The organism is Vogesella margarita (assembly GCF_028548475.1).
GTDB lineage: Bacteria > Pseudomonadota > Gammaproteobacteria > Burkholderiales > Chromobacteriaceae > Vogesella > Vogesella margarita.
Genome location: NZ_JAQQLE010000003.1, coordinates 173,304 through 194,662 on the forward strand (window position 1 = coordinate 173,304; position 21,359 = coordinate 194,662).

16 protein-coding genes are annotated in these 21,359 nt (G+C 63.0%); 8 read left to right on the forward strand and 8 right to left on the reverse strand.

The window, feature by feature from the left end; genetic code table 11:
* Positions 1–63 precede the first annotated feature (63 nt).
* Complete coding sequence (locus tag PQU96_RS05635) at positions 64–900, forward strand: MurR/RpiR family transcriptional regulator (protein WP_272771265.1); 837 nt, start codon at positions 64–66, stop codon at positions 898–900.
* Here the strand turns inward: PQU96_RS05635 and PQU96_RS05640 are convergent.
* From PQU96_RS05640 to PQU96_RS05665, 6 genes are all read right to left on the reverse strand, one after another.
* Positions 830–1,747: a DMT family transporter gene (locus PQU96_RS05640; RefSeq protein WP_272771266.1), complete on the reverse strand. Its 918-nt coding sequence runs from the start codon at positions 1,745–1,747 to the stop codon at positions 830–832. The two genes, PQU96_RS05635 and PQU96_RS05640, sit on opposite strands and share 71 nt — an antisense overlap.
* Positions 1,748–1,859: 112 nt before the next feature.
* Positions 1,860–2,885 (reverse strand): ABC transporter permease, encoded by a 1,026-nt coding sequence (locus tag PQU96_RS05645; RefSeq protein ID WP_272771267.1) that lies wholly within the window; start codon positions 2,883–2,885, stop codon positions 1,860–1,862.
* Between the two features lie 82 nt (positions 2,886–2,967).
* Positions 2,968–4,521, reverse strand: coding sequence for a sugar ABC transporter ATP-binding protein (locus PQU96_RS05650; protein WP_272771268.1), 1,554 nt, complete (start codon positions 4,519–4,521; stop codon positions 2,968–2,970).
* A 62-nt stretch (positions 4,522–4,583) separates the two neighbouring features.
* Complete coding sequence (locus PQU96_RS05655) at positions 4,584–5,522, reverse strand: sugar ABC transporter substrate-binding protein (protein ID WP_272771269.1); 939 nt, start codon at positions 5,520–5,522, stop codon at positions 4,584–4,586.
* Positions 5,523–5,910: 388 nt separating this feature from the next.
* A complete protein-coding gene (gene iolD / locus PQU96_RS05660; protein ID WP_272771270.1) occupies positions 5,911–7,767 on the reverse strand; it encodes a 3D-(3,5/4)-trihydroxycyclohexane-1,2-dione acylhydrolase (decyclizing) in 1,857 nt (618 codons plus the stop codon).
* Between the two features lie 162 nt (positions 7,768–7,929).
* Positions 7,930–8,982: a LacI family DNA-binding transcriptional regulator gene (locus PQU96_RS05665; protein WP_272771271.1), complete on the reverse strand. Its 1,053-nt coding sequence runs from the start codon at positions 8,980–8,982 to the stop codon at positions 7,930–7,932.
* Between the two features lie 254 nt (positions 8,983–9,236).
* On the opposite strand from PQU96_RS05665, the gene PQU96_RS05670 reads away from it, so the two are divergent.
* The 5 genes from PQU96_RS05670 to PQU96_RS05690 all read left to right on the forward strand — a co-directional run bounded on the left by PQU96_RS05670 (position 9,237) and on the right by PQU96_RS05690 (position 14,612).
* Entirely contained in the window at positions 9,237–10,136 is a 900-nt protein-coding gene (locus PQU96_RS05670; protein ID WP_272771272.1) for a sugar phosphate isomerase/epimerase family protein, read from the forward strand.
* Positions 10,137–10,321: 185 nt separating this feature from the next.
* Positions 10,322–11,140, forward strand: a complete 819-nt coding sequence (locus tag PQU96_RS05675) for a TIM barrel protein (RefSeq protein ID WP_272771273.1) — start codon at positions 10,322–10,324, stop codon at positions 11,138–11,140.
* Between the two features lie 89 nt (positions 11,141–11,229).
* Complete coding sequence (gene iolG / locus PQU96_RS05680; RefSeq protein WP_272771274.1) at positions 11,230–12,243, forward strand: bifunctional inositol 2-dehydrogenase/D-chiro-inositol 1-dehydrogenase; 1,014 nt, start codon at positions 11,230–11,232, stop codon at positions 12,241–12,243.
* Positions 12,244–12,467: 224 nt separating this feature from the next.
* Positions 12,468–13,454 (forward strand): inositol 2-dehydrogenase, encoded by a 987-nt coding sequence (iolG, locus tag PQU96_RS05685; protein ID WP_272771275.1) that lies wholly within the window; start codon positions 12,468–12,470, stop codon positions 13,452–13,454.
* 144 nt (positions 13,455–13,598) lie between these two features.
* Positions 13,599–14,612 carry a Gfo/Idh/MocA family oxidoreductase gene (locus PQU96_RS05690; RefSeq protein WP_272771276.1) on the forward strand — a complete coding sequence of 338 codons (1,014 nt, stop codon included), beginning with the start codon at positions 13,599–13,601 and terminating at the stop codon, positions 14,610–14,612.
* 396 nt (positions 14,613–15,008) lie between these two features.
* On the opposite strand, the gene PQU96_RS05695 is transcribed toward PQU96_RS05690, so the two are convergent.
* Positions 15,009–15,926 (reverse strand): LysR family transcriptional regulator, encoded by a 918-nt coding sequence (locus PQU96_RS05695; RefSeq protein WP_272771277.1) that lies wholly within the window; start codon positions 15,924–15,926, stop codon positions 15,009–15,011.
* Between the two features lie 103 nt (positions 15,927–16,029).
* Here PQU96_RS05695 and aptA point away from each other — a divergent pair, with 103 nt between their 5' ends.
* Positions 16,030–17,370: an omega-aminotransferase AptA gene (gene aptA / locus PQU96_RS05700; RefSeq protein WP_272771278.1), complete on the forward strand. Its 1,341-nt coding sequence runs from the start codon at positions 16,030–16,032 to the stop codon at positions 17,368–17,370.
* 57 nt (positions 17,371–17,427) lie between these two features.
* Positions 17,428–18,921, forward strand: coding sequence for a CoA-acylating methylmalonate-semialdehyde dehydrogenase (locus PQU96_RS05705; protein ID WP_272771279.1), 1,494 nt, complete (start codon positions 17,428–17,430; stop codon positions 18,919–18,921).
* Positions 18,922–19,161: 240 nt separating this feature from the next.
* Here PQU96_RS05705 and PQU96_RS05710 read toward each other — a convergent pair whose 3' ends face one another.
* A complete protein-coding gene (locus PQU96_RS05710; RefSeq protein ID WP_272771280.1) occupies positions 19,162–21,291 on the reverse strand; it encodes an SLC26A/SulP transporter family protein in 2,130 nt (709 codons plus the stop codon).
* Positions 21,292–21,359: the final 68 nt, after the last annotated feature.

A 21,359-nucleotide genomic window follows, 5' to 3' on the forward strand; every position in this document is an offset into this window, starting at 1 on the left:
TGTAACCATCAACCTACAAGGTAAAAACAGCATATGAGCAACGGAATCACTGCCGATCAACTCATGCAGCGCATTTCCGAAGAGTACGAAGGCCTCAGCAAGCAACTAAAAGTCATCGCCAAGTACATCGAGGAACACCGCAACACGCTGGTGCTGGAACGCATCACCGACATCGCCCAGGCCTGCGAAGTGCAGCCGTCCGCCATCGTGCGCTTTGCGCAACGCTTCGGTTTCAGCGGTTTCAGTGACATGCAGGCGCTGTTCCGCGACTCGTTCGCGCCGGTGCAAAGCAACGTCAACAACTACCAGAAGCGCATCCGCACCGTGATCGCCAGCCAGAACACGCCGCTGTCCAACACGGAGCTGACGCAGAGCTTCCTCTCCGCCTGTCAGCAGGGGCTGGAAGAGCTAAGCCAGTCGCTGGATCCGGCGGCGATCGACGCCGCGGTGGAGCTGCTGCACAAGGCGGAAAATATCTACGTGGTCGGCGTGCGCCGCATGTTTCCGATCGCATCCTATGTCTGCTACGCGCTGCAGCACACGCAGAAGCGGGTGCACCTGATTTCGGGCCTGGGCGGCATGTACCACGACCAGGTGCGCAGCATCCGCGAGAACGACCTGATGATCGCGATCAGCTTCCAGCCCTACGGCCGCGAGACCCGCTACTGCGCCCGCGTCGCGGCGCAGAACAAGGCCAAGCTGCTGGTGATCAGCGACAGCAAGATGAGCCCGCTGGCGCGCAACGCCAGCACCGTGCTGACGGTCAAGGAAGGCACCGCCTTCGCCTTCCGCTCGATGAGCAGCACCATCAGCCTGTGTCAGGCGCTGTTCATTGCCCTGTCTTACCGGCTGGAACTGGTGATTGAAGAGACGCAGGACGCCGGGGCTTATGACGACTGACCAGGATGGCGGCCAGGATCAGGCCGGCGCCTAGCCACTGCTGTCCCGTCATCACCGAACCGAACCACCAGCTGGCCAGCAGCGCCGTCCACACCGGCTCCAGCAGCAGGATGAAGGCGGCACGGGCGATCGGCATCCTGCCCTGCCCCCAGTTCTGCAGCAAAAAGCGCAGGCAGGTCGCCAAGAGGATGCTGGCCAGCAGCCAGTGCCCGCTGGCCAGCAGCGCCGGCCACGACCACGCCTCGCCCGGCACGCTCCCCACCAGACACATCACCCCCACCATCAAGAGCTGCAGTGCGGTGGCCGGCAGCGCCGGCACCCGCGCCATGAAGTGGCTATTGAGGCTGAGATAGGCGGCGGAACACAGCGCGAAGGCCAGGAACAGCCAGTCCGACGCGTGCAGCCCGCCGCCGGCGCACAGCGACATGCAGGCCATGCCCAGCCCAGCCAGCGCCATCGACAGCCACGCCGCCCGGCTCAGCGGCGTCCCCAGCAGCAGGCGGCTGGCGAATGGCGCCAGCACCACCCCCATGCTGCAGATGAAGGCCGCCACCCCGAGGTTGCTGCTGTGCTGCAAGCCCTTGATCCACAGCATCATCGACACCCCGAACAGCAGGCCGCAGCCCAAGGTTGGCCGCAACGCCCGGCGCGGCAGCACGGCGCCGCGCCAACGGCTCAGCAAGAAGAGCAGCAGGCCGGCCGTGCCGAAGCGCAAGCCCATGAACAGCAGCGGCGGCAGCTGCTGCAATACCTGCTTCGAAAACAGCCAGCCGCTGGCTGCCAGCAACGTTACCAGTAGCAGCACTGCATCCGCCGCCGCCACCTTGCCCACCCTTGCCTGATCCAAGAACACTTACCCGCAAAAACCCCGCCGCGGCGGGGGGTAGCAATGACAAAGGCCCGGGGAAACCCGGGCCGCGTACAAGGTTGGCCGCAATGCGGCCAACCTTGAAAAACGATCAGCTGCGGCGATGACGCTGACGATACTGGTCGGCGACCACTGCCACCACGATGATCACACCTTTGACGATTTCCTGATAGTAGGCGTCGATGCGCAGGAAGGTGAAGCCGGAGGTCACCACCCCGAGGATCAGCACGCCGATCACGGTGCCGGTGATCTTGCCGAGGCCGCCGTTAAGCGAGGTGCCGCCGATCACTGCCGCCGCAATCGCGTCCAGCTCGTACATCATGCCCATGCCGGCCTGACCGGACACGGCGCGGGAGGAAGTCACCACCCCGGCCAGACCCGACAGCAGGCCCCCCACCGCGTATACCAGCACCATATGGCGGGCGACGTTGATGCCGGACACCCGTGCCGCGGCGCGGTTGGCGCCAATGGCGTAGGTGTACTTGCCGTAGCGGGTGTAGCCGAGGATCACGTGGAACAGCGCTGCCACCCCGAGGAAGATCAGCACCGGGGTGATGCCGCTACCGATTTCGGCGTAGCTGTCGGACAGCATGCTGATCGGCTCGCCTTCGGTGTACCACTTGGCCAGACCGCGTGCGGTCACCATCATCCCCAGCGTCGCGATGAACGGCGGGATCGCGGTCTTGGCGATGACGAAGCCGTTGAGCAGGCCACAAGCCAGGCCCACCACCAGGCCGGACAGCAGCGGCACCACCATTGGCAGGTCAGTCAGCGACGGGAACACCGCACGGCCAAATTCCGAAGTCTGCGCCAGACTGGCCGACACCATGGCGGTGAGCGCCACCACCGAGCCGGACGACAGGTCGTTACCGCCCATGATGATGATCTGGGTCACGCCAACGGCGATGATGCCGATCACCGACACCTGCAGGATCATCACCAGCAGGCGATCCTTGTTGGCAAGAAAGCTCTGTCCGACCAGGAACCAGCCCAGGATTTCGAAGATCAGCGCCACACCGAGCAGCACCATGAAAATCCGTGCTTCGGCAGGGATCCTGAATTTGCTCAGCGGCCCTTTGTCGAGCTTGTCGATCGTGCCGGTATTCGCGATAGCCATCGTTCCATCCTCCATGTTTGTCTTGTGGCACTGCGTGCAGTGCGTAACTTCTTCAGTTGTCGTTCGCCAGTGCCGGGCTCACTTAACGGGCAGCCAGTTGCATGATGCTGACCTGGTCCGCTTCGCTGCGGTCCAGAATGCCGGTCACCCGTCCTTCATGCATCACCATCACGCGGTCGCTCATACCCAGCACTTCCGGCAGCTCCGACGAAATCATGATCACGGCCAGACCCTGCCCGGCCAGTCTGGAAACCAGGCGGTGGATCTCGGCCTTGGCGCCCACGTCGATGCCGCGGGTCGGTTCGTCCAGGATCAGGATGCGCGGGTTGGTCAGCAGCCAGCGGCCGATCAGCACCTTCTGCTGGTTGCCGCCGGACAGGTTCTCCACCCGCTCGTACAGCCCCGGCGCCTTCACCCGCAAGGTGGCGGACATGTTCTCGCACAGCTCGTTAATCGCCTTCTGGCGTACAAAGCCGGCGGTCATGTGATCGTCGTTCAGCACCGCGATCTGCATGTTTTCCAGGATGCTGAGGTTGAGGAAACAGCCGGTGTCCTTGCGGTCTTCGGTGAGGAAGGCCATGCCCTGTGCCATCGCCACCTGCGGCGAATCGACGCGCACCTCCTTGCCGAAGATGGTGATGCTGCCGCTGCTGGCCGGGGTCACGCCGAACAGCGTCTCCGCCACGTTGCTGCGGCCGGAACCGATCAGGCCGGCGACGCCCAGGATCTCGCCCTGGCGCACCTCGAAACTCACGTCACTGAACACGCCGTCCAGCGTCAGGCCCTGCACTTTCAGCGCCACGTCGCCGATCTTGGCGGGCTCCTTGGGGAACATGTCGGTAACCTCGCGGCCAACCATCATGCGGATGATCTCGTCGCGCTCCAGCCGTTCGGTCTGCATGCAGCCGATGTAGCGTCCATCGCGGAACACCGTCACTTCGTCGGCGATCTCCGACAGCTCGTTCATCTTGTGGGTGATGTAGATGATGCCCTTGCCCGCCGCGCGCAGCTCGCGAATGATGCGGAACAGGTGCGACACCTCGTGCTCGGTCAGCGCCGAGGTCGGCTCGTCCATGATCAGCACGTCGGAGTCGTAGGACACCGCCTTGGCGATCTCCACCATCTGGCGTTCGGAAATACTCAGATCAATAATGTTGCTTTCCGGATCGAGATCGATCGAAAGCTGTTGCAGCAGATCGCGCGTCATCTGGTTCATCCGGCCGTGATCGACCATACCCAGACGGTTCAGCGGCTCGCGGCGAATCCAGATGTTCTCGGCGACGCTCATGTACGACATCAGGTTCAGCTCCTGATGGATCATGGCGATACCCTGCTCCAGCGCATCCAGCGGCGACTTCAGCGCGATGTCGCGACCACGCAGGCGGAACACCCCCTTGTCCGGCGGCTGTACGCCAGCCAGGATTTTCATCAGCGTGGATTTGCCGGCGCCGTTCTCGCCCATCAGCGCATGCACGGTGCCCGGACGCAGGCGGAAGGAGGCATTATCCAGCGCCACCACACCCGGAAACGTCTTGCGTACACCTTCCACTTCGATCAGCAGGGTCGCTTCCGGCTGTGATGCTGCTGCGGCCTTGACAGCCGCGGCGCCAACTTGCTCTGGTGCTAAATTCAACATGACTCGTGTTCCTTTGCAGCGCCGCGGCGGGTCGCCTGCCCCCGCCGCGGCAACACAGACAATCAGTTACGCGCTTCGTAGGATTTCAGGTTGGCCGGCGTCACCAGCTCGAACGGGATGTAGTTCATCGGTGGTACCTTCTCGCCGCGGCCGAGCTTCAGCGCGGTGTCGATGGCGCCACGGCCCTGGCCGGCGGCATTCTGGAACACGGTCACCTTCAACTCGCCCGCCTTCATCGCGGTCAGCGCGTCGCGGGTGGCGTCCACGCCGGCAACGATGGTGCCGTTCAGGCGCTTGGCGGATTTCAGTGCCTGGATCGCGCCCAGCGCCATTTCGTCGTTGTTGGACACCACCGCGTCAAATTTCACGCCGGCGCTGAGCCAGTTCATCATCAGGTCGCGGCCTTCGGTGCGCGACCACTTGGCGGTCTGCTTCTCCACGATCTTGATGCCCTTGCACGCCGGGGAGGCGATCACGTCTTCCACGTCCTTGGTGCGCATGCGGGCGGCCTGGTTGGACAGGTCGCCCATCATCACCACGATGTTGCCCTTGCCGTTCATCTGACGGCACACCTCTTTCATCTGCAGGGTGCCAGATTCCACCTCGTTGGAACCGACGAACGCCACCTTGGCCGGCAGCACACGGTCGGCCGGCAGGCGGTTCACGTACACCAGCGGGATGCCGGCTGCCGACACCATCTTGGTGATCTTCGGGGTCACTTCGGTATCCACCACGTTCACCACGATGGCGTCCACGCGCTGGGCGATGAAGTTCTGTACCTGGGAGATCTGACGACCGATGTCGTTCTGCGCATCTTCGAACTGGACGCTGACATCCTTCTGGCTGCCGGCGTGCGACTTCATGCTGTTGCGCAGTACGGTCAGGAAGTTGTCGTCGAAGGCCGACATGGTGACGCCGATCTTGGCGGCAGAGGCAGGCATGGCGGCGGTGGCCAGTGCAACGAATACGGCAGAACCAGCAAGCTTGGTAATACGTTTCATCGGTGTGTCTCCTGTGTTTTTTTGATTTGCTACCGGGCCGCTGATTGCCGTGCCAGTGGCAGACAAGCCCGGTAGCGTCTTCGGCAAATCCGTGTTGCCAAATCCGTATTGCTACGATAAGTGTTGCCGCCGACAATTGCAAATAAAATTTCACATAAAAATTTAAGTAGAAATTTATTTCTACAAAGCCGCCACACCGTGCTTCGTGCCTCGGACGACCCGCCCACCGGCAGCGACACAAAACAGCCGTCTTCCCCATCGCGACAAGCGCTTGCGGCCAACCTTGACGGGGCAAGGTTGGCCGCAAAAAACAAGCGGGCCGCCCATCGCTGGGCGACCCGCCTCGCGGGACAAGACGACCGTCAGTCGCCGACACTCAGGCGCCCTCTCAGACGCGCTGCTTTCGCACCGCCTCCTCAAAGCGCTCGCGTGCCGCGTTCACCTCGCTGCGCTCCGATACCTCGGGAATGCCCACCTGCCACCAGCTGCCGCCTTCCGGCGTGCACTGCGGGCCGTCCACCTGCAGGCTGATCAGATAGCTCTTCTTCGACGCGCGCGCGCGCTGCATCGCCTCGGCAAACTCGGCGACGGTATGCACCGTCTCCGCCTCCGCCCCCAGCGAGCGGGCGTTCATTTCGAAGTCGATGGTCGGCGCGCCGTCCGGCCCGGTCAGGCAGTGCTCGTACATATTGTTGAACTGCACCCCGCCGCAGGCCTGCTGCAGGCGGTTGATGCAGGCGTAGCCGGCGTTGTCCAGCAGCACCACGATGATCTTGTGCCCCAGCATCACCGAAGTGGCCAGCTCGTTGTTGAGCATCATGTAGCTGCCGTCGCCCACCATCACGATCACCTCGCGCTCCGGCTGCGCCATCTTGGCGCCCAGGCCGCCGGCCACTTCATAACCCATGCAGGAGTAGCCGTACTCCATGTGGTAGCCACCCGGGCGGCTGGTGCGCCACAGCTTGTGCAGCTCGGCCGGCAGGGTGCCCGCCGCGCACACGACAATATCGTTGGCCGCAGAATCGGCCGCCGACGCCTGCACCGCACCGATGGCCTCGGCATAGGTCGGCAGTGCCGCGCGCGAGCTGACCACGATCTCGGCCACCTGACGACGCCAGGCGTCGCACAGGCGACGCGCCTGCGTATCCCACGCCGCCTCGCTGTGCCAGTCGCCCAGCGCGGCGGACAGCGCCGTCAGGCCAGCGGTGGCATCGGCCTGGATGCTGCAGCCGCCCCACTTGATGGCGTCGAAGGTGTTGACGTTGATCGACAGCAGTTTGGCCTGCGCGTACAGCGTGTGCGAGCCGGTGGTGAAATCCTGCAGCCGGGTGCCGACCGCCAGCACCACGTCGGCGTCCTGCGCCAGCGCGTTGGCCGCCGGCGAACCGGTGACGCCGATGGAGCCGGCCAGCAGCGGGTGATCCCACGCCAGCGCACCCTTGCCGCCGTGGGTCTCGCCCACCGGAATGCCGTGCTTGTCGGCAAACCGGCGCAGCGCGGCCACGCCGCCCTGGCTGTACAGCACGCCGCCGCCGGTGACGATCAGCGGCCGCTTGGCGTTTTTCAGGATCTCGGCCAGCTCCGCCACTTCGGCGGCCTCGGCCGGCGGCTGGCGGAAGCGGATGGTGCGTTCGTTAAAGAACGATTCCGGCCAGTCATGCGCCAGCGCCTGCACGTCCTGCGGCAACGCCAGCGTCACCGGGCCACACAGCGCCGGGTCGGTCAGGTAGGCGATGGCGCGCGGCAGCGCGGTCAGCAGTTGCTCCGGCACCACGATGCGGTCGAAATAGCGCGAGACCGGGCGCAGGGTGTCGGCGGCGGACACGCCACCGTCGTGGAAGTCTTCCACCTGCTGCAGCACCGGGTCTGGCGCGCGGGTGATGAAGATGTCGCCCGGCAGCAGCAGCATCGGCAAACGGTTGACGTGCGCGGTGGCCGCGGCGGTCACCAGGTTGTTGCAGCCGGGCCCGATCGAGGTGGTCACCGCCATCATGCGGCGGCGGAAGTGCGCCTTGGCATAGGCGGCGGCGGCCAGCGCCATGCCCTGCTCGTTGTGGGCGCGGAAAGTCGGCAGCGCGTCGCGCATCGCGTACAGCGCCTCGCCAAGACCCGCCACGTTACCGTGGCCGAAAATGGCCCACACCCCGCCAAAAAGCTGCTCGCGCGTACCGTCCTCTGCCTCCACATACTGCGCGGCCAGATAGCGCACCAGCGCCTGGGCCACCGTCAAGCGTACTGTCTTCACCTTTGTCTCCTTGTCCATGCGGCCTGCCGTGGGCCGTTACGCCGCCGTCAGCGTGCGGCTACCTGCTCACGATATAGGAACGGCGTCATTTTGCAAAATATTTTCTTAAATTTAAATCAATAGAAATTAATTTCGCAACGCCGCTTGCGCCTGTGCCAGCCATCAGCCCAGATAAGGCTGCTGTCCCATGTTCTCCGGCAGATACAGCCGGAACTCGCCGGCCGCCGACGCCGCGGCATCCGCCGGCGCCATCTCCAGCGCCGCCAGCACATGCTGCAGCGCGCGGATGGCCTGCGTGTCCGGGTCCTGGTCGATCACCACGTCCAGCAGCCCCTGCTGCATATACAGCCGGTGGTCGTCGGAAATCTCGTGCGTCACCCAGCACACCTTGTCCAGCGCAAAGCGCCGCAGCGCCGCCTCAATACCGGGCGAACCGGCCCCGGTATTGTAGATGCCGGCAATCACGTCGCCGCGCTGGAAGGCCTGGCTCACCGCCCAGTAGCACTTGTCCGGATCGTCGTGGGTTTCGCTGCTGTGCGCATCGCATTCCAGCTCCGGAAACTGCGCCGCCAGCACATCGCGGCAACCGCTGCTGCGCTCGATGTGGCCACGGTAGTCGCGGCGGCTACTCAGCAGCAGGATGCGGCCAACCTTGCGGCACAGCCGCCCCAGCAGATAGCCGGCAGTGCGGCCGGCGGCGTAGTTGTCGATGCCGACGTAAGCCGCGTCCGGCACCTCGTCCACCCGCGTCACTACCATGGCGATATGCTCGCCGCGCGCCCGTGCCTGCTGCAGTGCCAGCCGCACCGCGGGCGTGTCCGGTGCCGACACGATCAGCGCCTGGCGCTGGTGCCGGCGCTGGGTGATGGCGCGCAGCAGTGCCGCCTCGTCCTGGTCCGGCGTCCAGATGCGGTGCACCACCAGCCGCTTGTCCAGCATCGCCACCCCGCGCTGCAGCGCCAGATTGAGGCGCTGGAAGAACGGCGAGCGGTTGTCCGGCAACACGATATCGATGTGGATCAGCCCGTGCCGCGTTTCCGGCAACAGCCGCGGCACGCCCAACTGGCGCGCCGCGGCCACCACCTGCGCCCGCGCCCGTGCCGACACGCTGCCGCGCTCGTTCAGCACCCGGTCCACGGTGGCAGTGCTGACACCGGCAAGCTCAGCGATTTCGATAAAGCGCGCGCTTTTCTTGCGGCGGGGAGGTGTATCCATGCGTGCTTCCCTGGTAATGGTGGTGGCGTCATGCAACGTTGGCCGCATGCCTTCCGGCGCGGGCGGCCAACACTTTTTTCCATGTTACGGACAAACCGGCTCCGGATGCGCCTGCGGCTTATCCGGGCCACCACCCATTTTGACGATTTATCGTCAACAACAGTGCTGCCATTTCTGTTGACGGCCTCTAGATTTAGCTAACACCAGCCCCCGACACAGGGTGTGGCCAACACTAAAAACCGGAGGAGACCATCATGAAAATTGCACTCGACCCCTATATGTACCGCCACCTGCCGCTGCCGGAGCTGGTGAAGAAAACCGCCGAGCTGGGCTACGACCAGATCGAGCTGGCACCGCGCGCCGACTTCCTCGACTGGTGGGTGATGCCGCGCGCCCACAAACAGCGCATCGCCGAGTTCAAGCGTGCGTTGCGCGACCATGGCGTCGGCCTTTCCACCCTGCAGCCGATGTACCGCTGGGCCAGTCCGTTCGAGGACGAGCGGCAGTGGGCGATGAAGTGCTGGAAAAAAGCCATCGAAGTGGCGGTGGAAATGGACTGCCGGCTGATGATCTCCGAATTCGGCCGTGGCGCCTCGCCGGAGCGCTCGGTCGGCCAGGGTGCCGGCGCCAACACCAAGGAAATGTGCGAGGCCGCGTGGTGGCGCTCGATGGAAGAGCTGCTGCCGATCTTCGAGCGCGAAGACATCACCCTGTCGGTGGAGCCGCACCCGGAGGACTGGGTGGAAACCCTGGCCCCGGCGCTGGACATCGTGCGCGTGCTCGGCTCGGACAAGGTCAAGCTGTCCTACATCGCGCCGCACACCTTCTACTACGGCGACGACATGGCCGCCATGCTGCGTGACGCCGCGCCGGTGCTGGCGCACGTGCGCGTGGCCGACACCTTCAACCACAAGGCCAGCTCGCAGCTGCGCTACATCGTCAACCCGCCGGGATCCAGCCACATCCGCGTGCACCAGCACCTGAACATCGGCGAGGGAGAGATCGACTGGGACGTGTTCTTCGCCACCCTGGCCGAGATCGGCTTCGACGGCGTGCTGTCGTCCTGCGTGTTTGCGTGGGAAGAACGCGCCGACGAGTCCTCGCGCTTCATGCGCAAAGAGATCCAGCGCTACCTCGACAAGTACCAACGCTAAGGCACCACTCACAAAACCCCTGATGCTGCGTTGCGCCGCCTTGTCGTACTAGTTGTACTGCCTGCGGCGGCGCGCCTTGCCTCAGCCATTGCATTGGGTTTTGTGAGCCGTGCTCTGTTTAGACCTCCCCGTGCCGCCACGGGGCTGGCCCCGCTTTGCCCGAAAACCAGAAGGAGACACCGAACATGAGCCGCATCGACTTTGCCATCAACCGCATCAGCGCACCGCGCCTGTCGTTCCAGGACTACCTGGCCATGTGCCAGCGCCTGGGCGTATCCACCATCGAGATCCGCAACGACCTGAACGGCGTGGAAATCAGCGACGGCACCGACCCGGCCGCCATCCGCGACGCCGCGCAGGCCGCCAACATCCGCATCCGCTCCATCAACGCGCTGTACCCGTTCGATGTATTCGATGCCGACCTGCAGGCGCGCGCGGTGAAGCTGGCCGCCTACGCCCGCGACTGCGGCGCCGAGGCGCTGGTGATGTGCCCGCTCAACAGCTGGGAAGACAAGCGCAGCGCCAGCGAGCGCTACCGCGACCTGGTCAGCGCGCTGAAGCAGCTGCGCCCGATCCTGGACGACCACGGCATTACCGGTCTGGTGGAACCGCTGGGCTTCGAGGAATGCTCGCTGCGTCGCAAGTCCGACGCGGTGAAAGCGATTTTCGATGCCGCCGGCGAGCGCCACTACCAACTGGTGCACGACACCTTCCACCACCACCTGTCCGGCGAAGACATCTTCTATCCGGAGCTGACCGGCCTGGTGCACATCTCCGGCGTGGAATCGACCGAGCTGGCCGACAACCAGATGCGTGACGGCCACCGCGTGCTGGTCGGTGATGCCGACCGCCTGGGCAACCTGCGCCAGCTGGCCATCCTGCTGCAGCGCGGCTACGACGGCGTGGTGTCGTTCGAGCCGTTCGCCGCCGAGATCATGGAAGCGGCCGACAGCGAGGCGCTGCTGCGCAGCAGCATGGACTACATCCGCCACTCGCTGACCTGAGCCGCAACACAACAAGGTTGGCCGCAAGCGCTGCGGCCAACCTTGACCCGACAGCAACAACACCAACAACCACATAGAGAGAACAGATCATGACACTGCAAATCGGCGTAATCGGCACCGGTGCCATCGGCCAGGACCACATCCGCAGAATCACCCAGGCGCTGTCCGGCGCCCGCGTGGTGGCGGTGAACGACATCAACCCGCAACAGGCACGTGACACCGTGGCGCGCTACCAGCTGGACGCCATCGTGCACACCGATGCCCATGCACTGGTGGCCGACCCGGCGGTACAGGCGGTGCTGGTGACCTCCTGGGGCCCGACGCATGAAGAGTTCGTGCTGGCCGCCATCGCCAAGGGCAAGCCGGTGTTCTGCGAGAAGCCGCTGGCGGTGACCGCCGAAGGCTGCCGCCGCATCGTCGACGCCGAAATCGCCCACGGCAAGCGCCTGGTGCAAGTCGGTTTCATGCGCCCGTACGACGCCGGCTACCGCGCGCTGAAAGACGTGATTACCAGCGGCAAGATCGGCGCGCCGCTGATGCTGCACTGCGCACACCGCAACCCGACGGTGGGCGACAGCTACACCACGCCGATGGCGATCACCGACACCCTGATCCACGAGCTGGACGTGCTGCGCTGGCTGCTGGACGACGACTACGTGTCCGCGCAGGTGGTGTTCCCGCGCAAGACCAGCCACGCCAGCTCGCACCTGGCCGACCCGCAGATCGTGCTGCTGGAAACTACCCGCGGCGTGCGCATCGACGTGGAAATCTTCGTCAACTGCCAGTACGGCTACGACATCCAGTGCTCGGTGGTGGGTGAAAGCGGCATTGCCAACCTGCCGGAGCCGGTCAGCGTGCTGCTGCGCAGCGAAGCGCGGCTGGGCACCACCATCCTCACCGACTGGAAACAGCGCTTCATCGACGCCTACGACGTGGAACTGCAAGCCTTCATCAACGGCATTCGTGACGGCCAGCTCACCGGCCCGTCGGCCTGGGACGGCTACGCCGCCGCCGTGGCCGCCGACGCCTGCGTCAAGGCACAGGAAACGCGCCAGGTCGAAACCATCAGCATGGGCGAGCGCCCGGCGTTCTATCCGCGCTAAGCGATAAAACCGCCGCCGGCTGCCGCGCGATCCCTGTCAGGGTGACGGCGGCCGGTGCGCTGTTGCGTGACAGGTACAAGAAACAGCCAGTCAAAATTTTCTATTGAATTACTATTTGAGAAATTTATTTCTAAACATATACTGCGCTGACAACACAGGCCCACCCGCAACGGGTGTCAGCGCAGAATGGTCTGCGCGAGGCTGATAATTTCCCGGAGACCACCATGATCGACGTAGCCCTGTTCGGCGCTGGCCGTATCGGCAAGATTCACGCGGCCAACCTGTTTGCGCACCAAGGCGTGCGCCTGAAATACGTGGTGGATACCCACGCCCCGTCCGCCGCCGCGCTGGCCGAACAGTACGGCGCCAGCGTGACCGACACCGACACCGCGCTGAACGATAGCAGCGTCGGCGCCGTCATCATCGCCAGCAGCACCGACACCCACGCCGAGCTGATCCTGCGCGCCGCCGGCGCCGGCAAGGCCATCTTCTGCGAGAAGCCGGTCGATCTGGATCTGGCCCGTGCCCGCGACTGCGCCGCCGCGGTGGCTGCGGCCAAGGTGCCGTGCCTGATCGGCTTCCAGCGCCGCTACGACCCGACCTTCGCCGCGGTGAAAGCGCGCATCGACGCCGGCGAGATCGGCAGCCCGGAAATGCTCATCGTCACCAGCCGCGACCCGGGCGCTCCGCCGGTGGACTACATCAAGCGCTCCGGCGGCATCTTCAAGGACATGCTGATCCACGACTTCGACATCTGCCGCTGGATCCTGGCCGATGAGGTGGTAAGCGTGCACGCCAGCGCCAGCGTGCTGACCGACCCGGCCATCGCCGATGCCGGCGATGCCGACTGCACCGCGGTGACGCTGCGCACCAGGAGCGGCCGCCTGTGCCAGATCAACACCACCCGCCGCGCCGCCTACGGCTACGACCAGCGCTTCGAGGTGCAGGGCAGCCTCGGCATGCTGCAGGCCGGCAATCACCGCCCGACCGAAGTGACCGCCTTTGGCAACAAGCAGGTCAGCACCGACCTGCCGGAACACTTCTTCCTGGAACGCTACCAGGCCGCTTACGCCGGCGAGATGGCGCACTTCTTCCGCGTCATCACCCAGGGCGAAACGCCGCGCACCACGGTGCAGGATGGCGTGAAGGCGCTGGAACTGGCCGACGCCGCCACCCGCTCGTGGCAAGAAGGCCGCGTCATCGCCCTGTAAATCATTGCCATACCTGCTTGCAACCTCAGACAAGCCCGGAACTGTCGCGTGACAGCGGCCTGCATAGCCGCTCATGGACGATAGGAACGGCAGCGCCGCGCTTGCCGCAAGCAAGGCTGGCACCCAATGCATAAGGACAGACCCGTGACTACAGTACGTATCGCCATCGTCGGCCTCGGCCGCCTCGGCCGCCGCCATGCGGCCAACCTGCAACAAACCCACGGCGCGCAACTCGTTGCCGCCTGCAGCCCGGTCGCCGAGGAACGCGACTGGGCCGCCACCGCCCTGCCCGGCATCACCCTGTATCAGGACTACGACGCGGTACTGCAAGACAGCAATGTCGATGCAGTATTCCTGGTGACCCCCACCTCGCTGCACGCCGAACAGATCATTGCCGCGCTGAAGGCCGGCAAGCACGTGTTCTGCGAAAAGCCGCTGGCACTGAACGTGGAAGACTGCCTGGCGGTGGAGGAAGAAGCTGCGCGTCACCCGCAGCTGAAAGTGATGATCGGCTTCGTACGCCGCTTCGATGCCAGCTACCGCGACGCCGCCGACAAACTGGCCGCCGGCAGCGTCGGCCGCCCCTACCTGTTGCGCTCGCAGACCTGCGACCGTAACGACGAATCCGGCTTCTTCGTGCGCTTCTCCGCCAGCAGCGGCGGCATCTTCATGGATTGCAGCATCCACGACATCGACCTCGCGCGCTGGCTGCTGGGCAACCCGCAACCGAAACGGGTCTGGGCCACCGGCACCAATGCGCTGCACCCGGCGCTGGCCGAGCACCAGGACGTGGACAACGGCGTGGCAATGTGCGAGTTCGAAGGCGGCCAGCTGGCCTGCTTCTACGCCTCGCGCACCCAGGCCCACGGCCACGAGACGCTCACCGAAATCTTCGCCACCGAAGGCCGCCTGACGGTGGGCGCCAACCCGCGCGCCAACCGGGTGGAAATCAGCGATGCGCACGGCGTGCGCAACGAATGCGTGCAGGACTTCTACCAGCGCTTTGCCGAGGCCTTTGTCACCGAGGCACAGGTTTTCGTGGACACCATCCGGGAAAACCGCCCATCGCCGGTCACGCTGGCAGACGCACGCGAAGCCACCCGCATTGGCCTGGCCATCACCCAGGCGTTCCGCAGCGGCGAGGCGGTCAGCCTGTAACGGTTTTGTTGCAGCAATTGGGGCTTGTGTACGTCCGGTAGCATGACGGCGTGAGCAAGCCCCTCCCTCTCCCTGGTACGAGACCCGCAACGAGCACGCCTACAAGCAGTCCCTCACGCAACGAGGGCAGCGACGCCTCCGGCTCGACAAAAAATGAACGGGTTGGCGCCAGCCACAGGAGAACTGGCGTGCGACGGTGAGGGTGCACTGCAACTGCTGCCAGAGGGCGAAACACCGCAACACCAGCAGAGCATCACCGGCGACACACGGGACGTAGCCGCCATCGCCAAGCTGCTGCGCCAAACCGTCCGCCCAGGCACGCCCGCAACGGCGCGCTACGCATCAGTTAAACGCCCCCTTGTAAACGCCCCCTTGACGCTCAGCGCCCGCACCGTCTCAGTCGCTGCTGACCGCCAGCTCGTCCAGGAATTTCTCCAGCACCAGATTGGGCCGTCGCCCCTTGCGCGTCACCACCGTCAGCGGCACCTGGTAGTGCAGCTGCTGCGGGCGGATGGCGCGCAGCTTGCCCTGCGCCACCCAGCTGGCGGCAAAGTGGTCCGGCAGGTAGCCGATGTAGCGCCCGGTCAGGATCAGGAAGGCGATGCCCTCGCGGTCACTGGCGGTGGCGCTGCCGCTGAGCTGCTGCTGGCACTGCTGCGCCTCCGGTGGCAGGCGAAAGCCCGGTATCACCGCCGGCGCGGCGGCGATGTCGGCGTCGCTGATATCGGCATCGGTCCGCTCGAACAGCGGGTGGCCCAGGCCGCAGTACAGCAGCGAATGCTCGTCGTACAGCGGGATGTAGTCCAGCCCGGCCAGCGGGCTGACCAGTGGCACCACGCCAACGTGCAGCTGGCCGTCCAGCACCTTCAGCTCGATATCGCTGGGCGTCATCATGCCGATATTGATGCGCACCCCCGGCCCCTGCTCGCTCAGCGCGCGCAGCGCCTGGGTGATGCGCATGCGCGACTGCGTGACCAGGTTGTTGACGATGCCGATGTTCAGCTCGCCGCGCAGCTGCTGGTGCAGCTGATTCACCTGGCTGCGGAAGCCTTCGATGGCCGCCAGCAGGCTCTGGCTGGCGTGCAGCACCTCGCGCCCCTCGTCGGTCAGCGCAAACCCGGCACGCCCGCGCTGGCACAGGCGGATGCCGAGGCGCTTTTCCAGATCGCCCATGTGCAGGCTGATCGCCGAGCGGCTGATGCCCAGCACGCTCTCCGCCGCCGAGAAGCCACCACACTCGACCACGGTCTTGAACAGGCGCAGCAGGCGGATATCGAAATCGCTGACCTGGCCCAGGGATGCCTTCTTGTTCATGTTTTAAAAACACTCAACTTGACGTGAGAAAGATGTGATTTAACTCATATTTAATCCTGGTGCAAGATAGCCTCATCAACACAGCGCTCACAGGAGCCACGCCATGAACAGCAGCAACGACCAATTTTCCGTCAGCGATCTGAATCTCGATGCCCAGTGGATGCCGTTTTCGGCCAACCGCGCGTTCAAGCGTGATCCGCGCATCATCGTGGGCGCCGAGAACAACTACTTTATCGATGACAAGGGCCGCCGCATTTTCGACAGCCTGTCCGGCCTGTGGACCTGTGGCGCCGGCCACAACCGTCCGGAAATCCAGGAAGCAGTCGCCCGCCAGCTGGGCACCCTGGACTACGCACCGGGCTTCCAGTACGGCCACCCGCTGGCCTTCCGCCTGGCCGACAAGATCGCCGGCATCATGCCGGACGGCCTGAACCACGTGCTGTTCACCGGCTCCGGCTCCGAATGTGCCGATACCGCGGTGAAGATGGCCAAGGCCTACTGGCGCCTGAAAGGCCAGCCGAGCAAGACCCGCTTCATCGGCCGCGCCCGTGGCTACCACGGCGTGAACATCGCCGGTACCGCGCTGGGCGGCATTGGCGGCAACCGCAAGCTGTACGGCCAACTGATGGATGCCGACCACCTGCCGCACACCCTGCAGCCGGGCATGGCCTTCACCAAGGGCATGGCCGAAACCGGCGGCGTGGAGCTGGCCAACGAACTGCTGAAGCTGATCGAGCTGCATGACGCATCCAACATCGCCGCGGTGATCGTGGAGCCGATGTCCGGCTCCGCCGGCGTGATCGTGCCGCCGCAGGGCTACCTGCAGCGCCTGCGCGAGATCTGCACCCAGCACGGCATCCTGCTGATTTTCGACGAAGTGATCACCGCCTTTGGCCGCATGGGCAAGTGGACCGGTTCCGAGTACTTCGGTGTGACCCCGGACATCATCAACACCGCCAAGCAGGTGACCAACGGTGCCATTCCGCTGGGCGCCGTGATCGCCTCCAGCGAGATCTACAACACCTTCATGCAGCAGGGCACGCCCGAGCACATGATCGAGTTCACCCACGGCTACACCTACTCCGGCCACCCGGTCGCCTGCGCCGCCGGCCTGGCCACTCTGGAGCTGCTGCAGCGCGACCAGCTGATCGAACAATCCGCTGCGCTGGCACCGGTATTCGAGGAAAAACTGCACAGCCTCAAGGGCAGCCGCCACGTGGTGGACATCCGCAACTGCGGCCTGGCCGGTGCTATCCAGCTGGCCGCACGCGATGGCGATGCCGCCATCCGCCCGTACGAGGCCGGCCTCAAGCTGTGGCAGGCCGGTTTCTACGTACGCTTTGGCGGCGACACCCTGCAGTTCGGGCCTACCTTCAACACCACCGCGCAGCAACTGGACACCCTATTCAACGCCGTCGGCGATGTACTGAACCAGACCGCCTGATAGCCCCCTCCCCGCACGGGGAGGCAACCGATTTTTTGTATCCCGGAGAGTAATGACATGACTACCGTCGCCCATCTGATCAATGGTGAATTCGTCACCAACGTTGGCCGCACCGCCCCGGTGTTCAACCCGTCCATCGGCGAGGCCGTGCGCCAGGTGGCGCTGGCCGACCAGGCCACCATCCAGGCCGCCATTGATGCAGCCAAGGCCGCGTTCCCGGCCTGGCGCAACACCCCGCCGGCCAAGCGTGCGCAGGTGATGTTCCGCTTCAAGCAGCTGCTGGAAACCAACCGCGACAAGATCGCCGCCATGATCAGCGAAGAACACGGCAAGACCATTGAAGATGCCATCGGCGAACTGCAGCGCGGCATCGAGAACGTGGAATACGCCTGCGGCGCACCGGAACTGCTGAAAGGTGAGTACAACCGCAACGTCGGCCCCAACATCGACAGCTGGAGCGACTTCCAGCCGCTGGGCGTGGTCGCCGGCATCACTCCGTTCAACTTCCCGGCCATGGTACCGCTGTGGATGTACCCGCTGGCCATCGTGTGCGGCAACTGCTTCATCCTGAAGCCGTCCGAACGCGACCCCAGCTCCACCCTGTTCATTGCCCAGCTGCTGCATGAGGCCGGCCTGCCCAAGGGCGTAATCAACGTGGTGCATGGCGACAAGGCCGCGGTGGATGCGCTGATCGAGGCGCCGGAAGTGAAGGCGCTGAGCTTTGTCGGCTCCACCCCGATTGCCGAGTACATCTACTCGGAAGGCACCAAGCGCGGCAAGCGCGTGCAGGCTCTGGGCGGTGCCAAGAACCACGCAGTGGTGCTGCCGGATGCCGATCTCGACAACACCGTCAACGCCTTGATGGGCGCGGCCTATGGCTCCTGCGGCGAGCGCTGCATGGCGATTTCGGTAGCGGTGGCGGTTGGCGACCAGGTGGCCGACAAGCTGGTAGAAAAACTGGTGCCGAAGATCGCGGCGCTGAAGATCGGTGCCGGAACCTCCTGCGGCCTGGATATGGGCCCGCTAGTCACCGGTGCGGCGCGCGACAAGGTGAAAGGCTATATCGACAGCGGCGTGGCCCAGGGCGCCACACTGGTGGTCGATGGCCGCCAGCTGTCAGTGCCTGGCTGCGAATCCGGCTTCTTTGTCGGCGGCACGCTGTTCGATAACGTGACCACCGACATGACCATCTACCAGGAAGAAATCTTCGGGCCGGTGCTGTGCATCGTGCGCGTCGGCAGCCTGGAAGAAGCAATGCAGCTGATCAACGACCACGAGTACGGCAACGGCACCTGCCTGTTCACCCGCGATGGTGAAGCCGCGCGCCTGTTCTGCGACGAGATCGAAGTGGGCATGGTCGGCGTCAACGTGCCGCTGCCGGTACCGGTGGCCTACCACAGCTTCGGCGGCTGGAAGCGTTCGCTGTTCGGCGACCTGCATGCCTACGGCCCGGACGGCGTGCGCTTCTACACCAAGCGCAAGACCATTACCCAACGTTGGCCGCAACGCGCCAGCCACGAGGCGTCGCAGTTCGCCTTCCCTAGCCTGTAATTGACCCTTCTGTTGTTGTTGCTCTGCGTTGACACCCTTACCGGCTTGGGATCCGGTAAGGGTTTTTTTACGCTCTGCCAGACTCGGCCGCTTTATCAGGCCGCCAATGATAGGCTGCGGCATGGCAAAAGGCGGCATGCCGTGCTGAGTGCTCTCCAGACCTGAACTACGATGCGTTTACCCAGATGATCATCCGAGATCCGACAACTACCCAGCGACATCGGGACTTGTCCGTAAACGCTAAGAAGAAGCCAAAGTGATGGATGCATTTCCATCTACAATTCTAGAAGCAAGAATTGCAGCCACGAATTTATGAAGCTGTATTGCCAGCACAGGATTCTCAAACTCCAGCTTTCTTAGGTTAGCTGGTGTAATTCGCCAAATTTCTACTTGGTCATTTGCATAAACATTTGCCACAGCACATCCATTTAGGTAATAACTTATTTCACCCAGAATTGTGCCACTGGTGAATTTTTTAACTCGCAAATTTCGTCCATCGGCCAAGGTGATACGTACGCTGGCGCTTCCGGCCATTAACAGTAAAATACCTTTGGTGGGTTCACCCTGTCGGATAATCAACTCTCCTGCCTGATAGTTGTGCGGATCAACAAATGGAGCCAGTGCCGCCATATCAGTCAAGGAATGTACCTGCTGCTCAGGAGCATACTTTGCAAGGTAGGCATCCTCTGCAAACTGAACAGCCAAATCCAGGCTTTTTACAAATCGCACCCCCTGTTTTTTCAACACATAGAGCTGGGTAAGCAAGGTTCTAGAACAGCCAGAAAACTTGATACTTCCCCCCGCCTCATACCACCAGTCAGCCAACTTTCCCAGCATCGCCACCGCAGTTGCATCTACACCCTTTACATGCCGAAAATCCACCACCAGCACTTTTCCAGTCACTCCCGTGCTTGAATGCCTGATTTTTTCGGAAAGTTGCTGCGCTCCACCAAAGAACAGAAAGCCTTCAACGATATAAACGCTTAGCCAATCTGAGGAGGTCAATAATTGTTGCTGCTCCTGTGAACGGCTGACACGGCTCCTGAACGTCTTAGCATCCAGCTTGTACCTAATGGCATCCAGTCGGCTATATTCAATCAGGAAAATAATAGAGGCGAACACGACACCAACGGCAGCCCCTTCAACAAACCCGCTAAAACAGATCACTCCAGCCACTACCAGCACGATACCGATATCGGTCTTTCTTACACTGGCCTGTGCCTTGTGATAGGTATCCAATATTAAGCTAATGCCGAAGAAAAGCAGCAATGCGGACAGAACAAAAACCGGAAGAATGGAAATCAGCTCACCGGCAAAGAATATGCCCAGCAGCATCACTGCTGAAATCACATAATTGGAAAACACCACATTCTTCGAAAGAGCACGATTGAGCAGAGTATCGCCGATAAAAGCGACATTCGGCAGGCTCCCCAGCATACCACCGAGCAAATTACCGGCACCATGCACCAGCAACTCGCGATTTTCCTCCACGTCCTGCTTCAGCGCCTGTTCCAATGTCACCATCTGCAGCAATGCTGTTATTAATGCCACCACGGCAACCACGATCATGGTTGGCATCGATGACATTACAATGGAAAAATCGGCACGAATCAGCTCATGCCACAGGGCAGTAAAGTTGATCTCGACTCCAGCTTGTCCGGCAGGGAACAGTAGCTTTGCTGCGACCAATGCATCCCGGTCTTGGCCGGTCAGTAATACACACCCGAAAAACAGCGCAATGCTTGCAATGACAAGCACGGGGAAGACGTAGGGTGAGGTATATTTTCCCGGCAGCCACACCAACAATCCGGCCAACAACAATGCCGGCAACAGCTGTGGCCAATGCAGCCAGAGTGCCGCCCAGCCTGCCCCCCTAGTGAAACTCAATTGCTCGTCTGCGGCCAACCCAAGGCCGGCAACCAACAGCAATACGCCAGACCCCAGGATGAAACCACTGATCACCGGCTGGGGTATATAACGCACCACCTTGCCCAGTTTGTACTTACCGAATAACAGGAAAATAAAACCCACCATCATGGTGGTCATGAACAGGTGCAGGGCAATATAAACGGTCTGTGTCATGGCGGACAAAGAACCAATAGGCAATGACGTCAACAATCCGGCAAGGATGATCACCGAAGACTCATCGGGCCCGATGACAACCCCTTGCTGCTGGCCAAATTTCGCCACGATCAGTGTTGCCATGGCGGTACCCAGAAGCATCATTGCCAAACCAACCGGCACAAAACCCGCCGCTCCTCCACGATAAAGCAGCGCGGCATAGGCAGAAATAATGGAGATGCCGATGACACCTAGCAATCCACCGCTAAGCAGCGGTGAACAATAATCAAGCAGTTTATTTTTATTCATGCCTCACCCGAGCGTTATAATTTTATTTTTATATAACAACATAATTATCTATATTCGCAACATGTAGT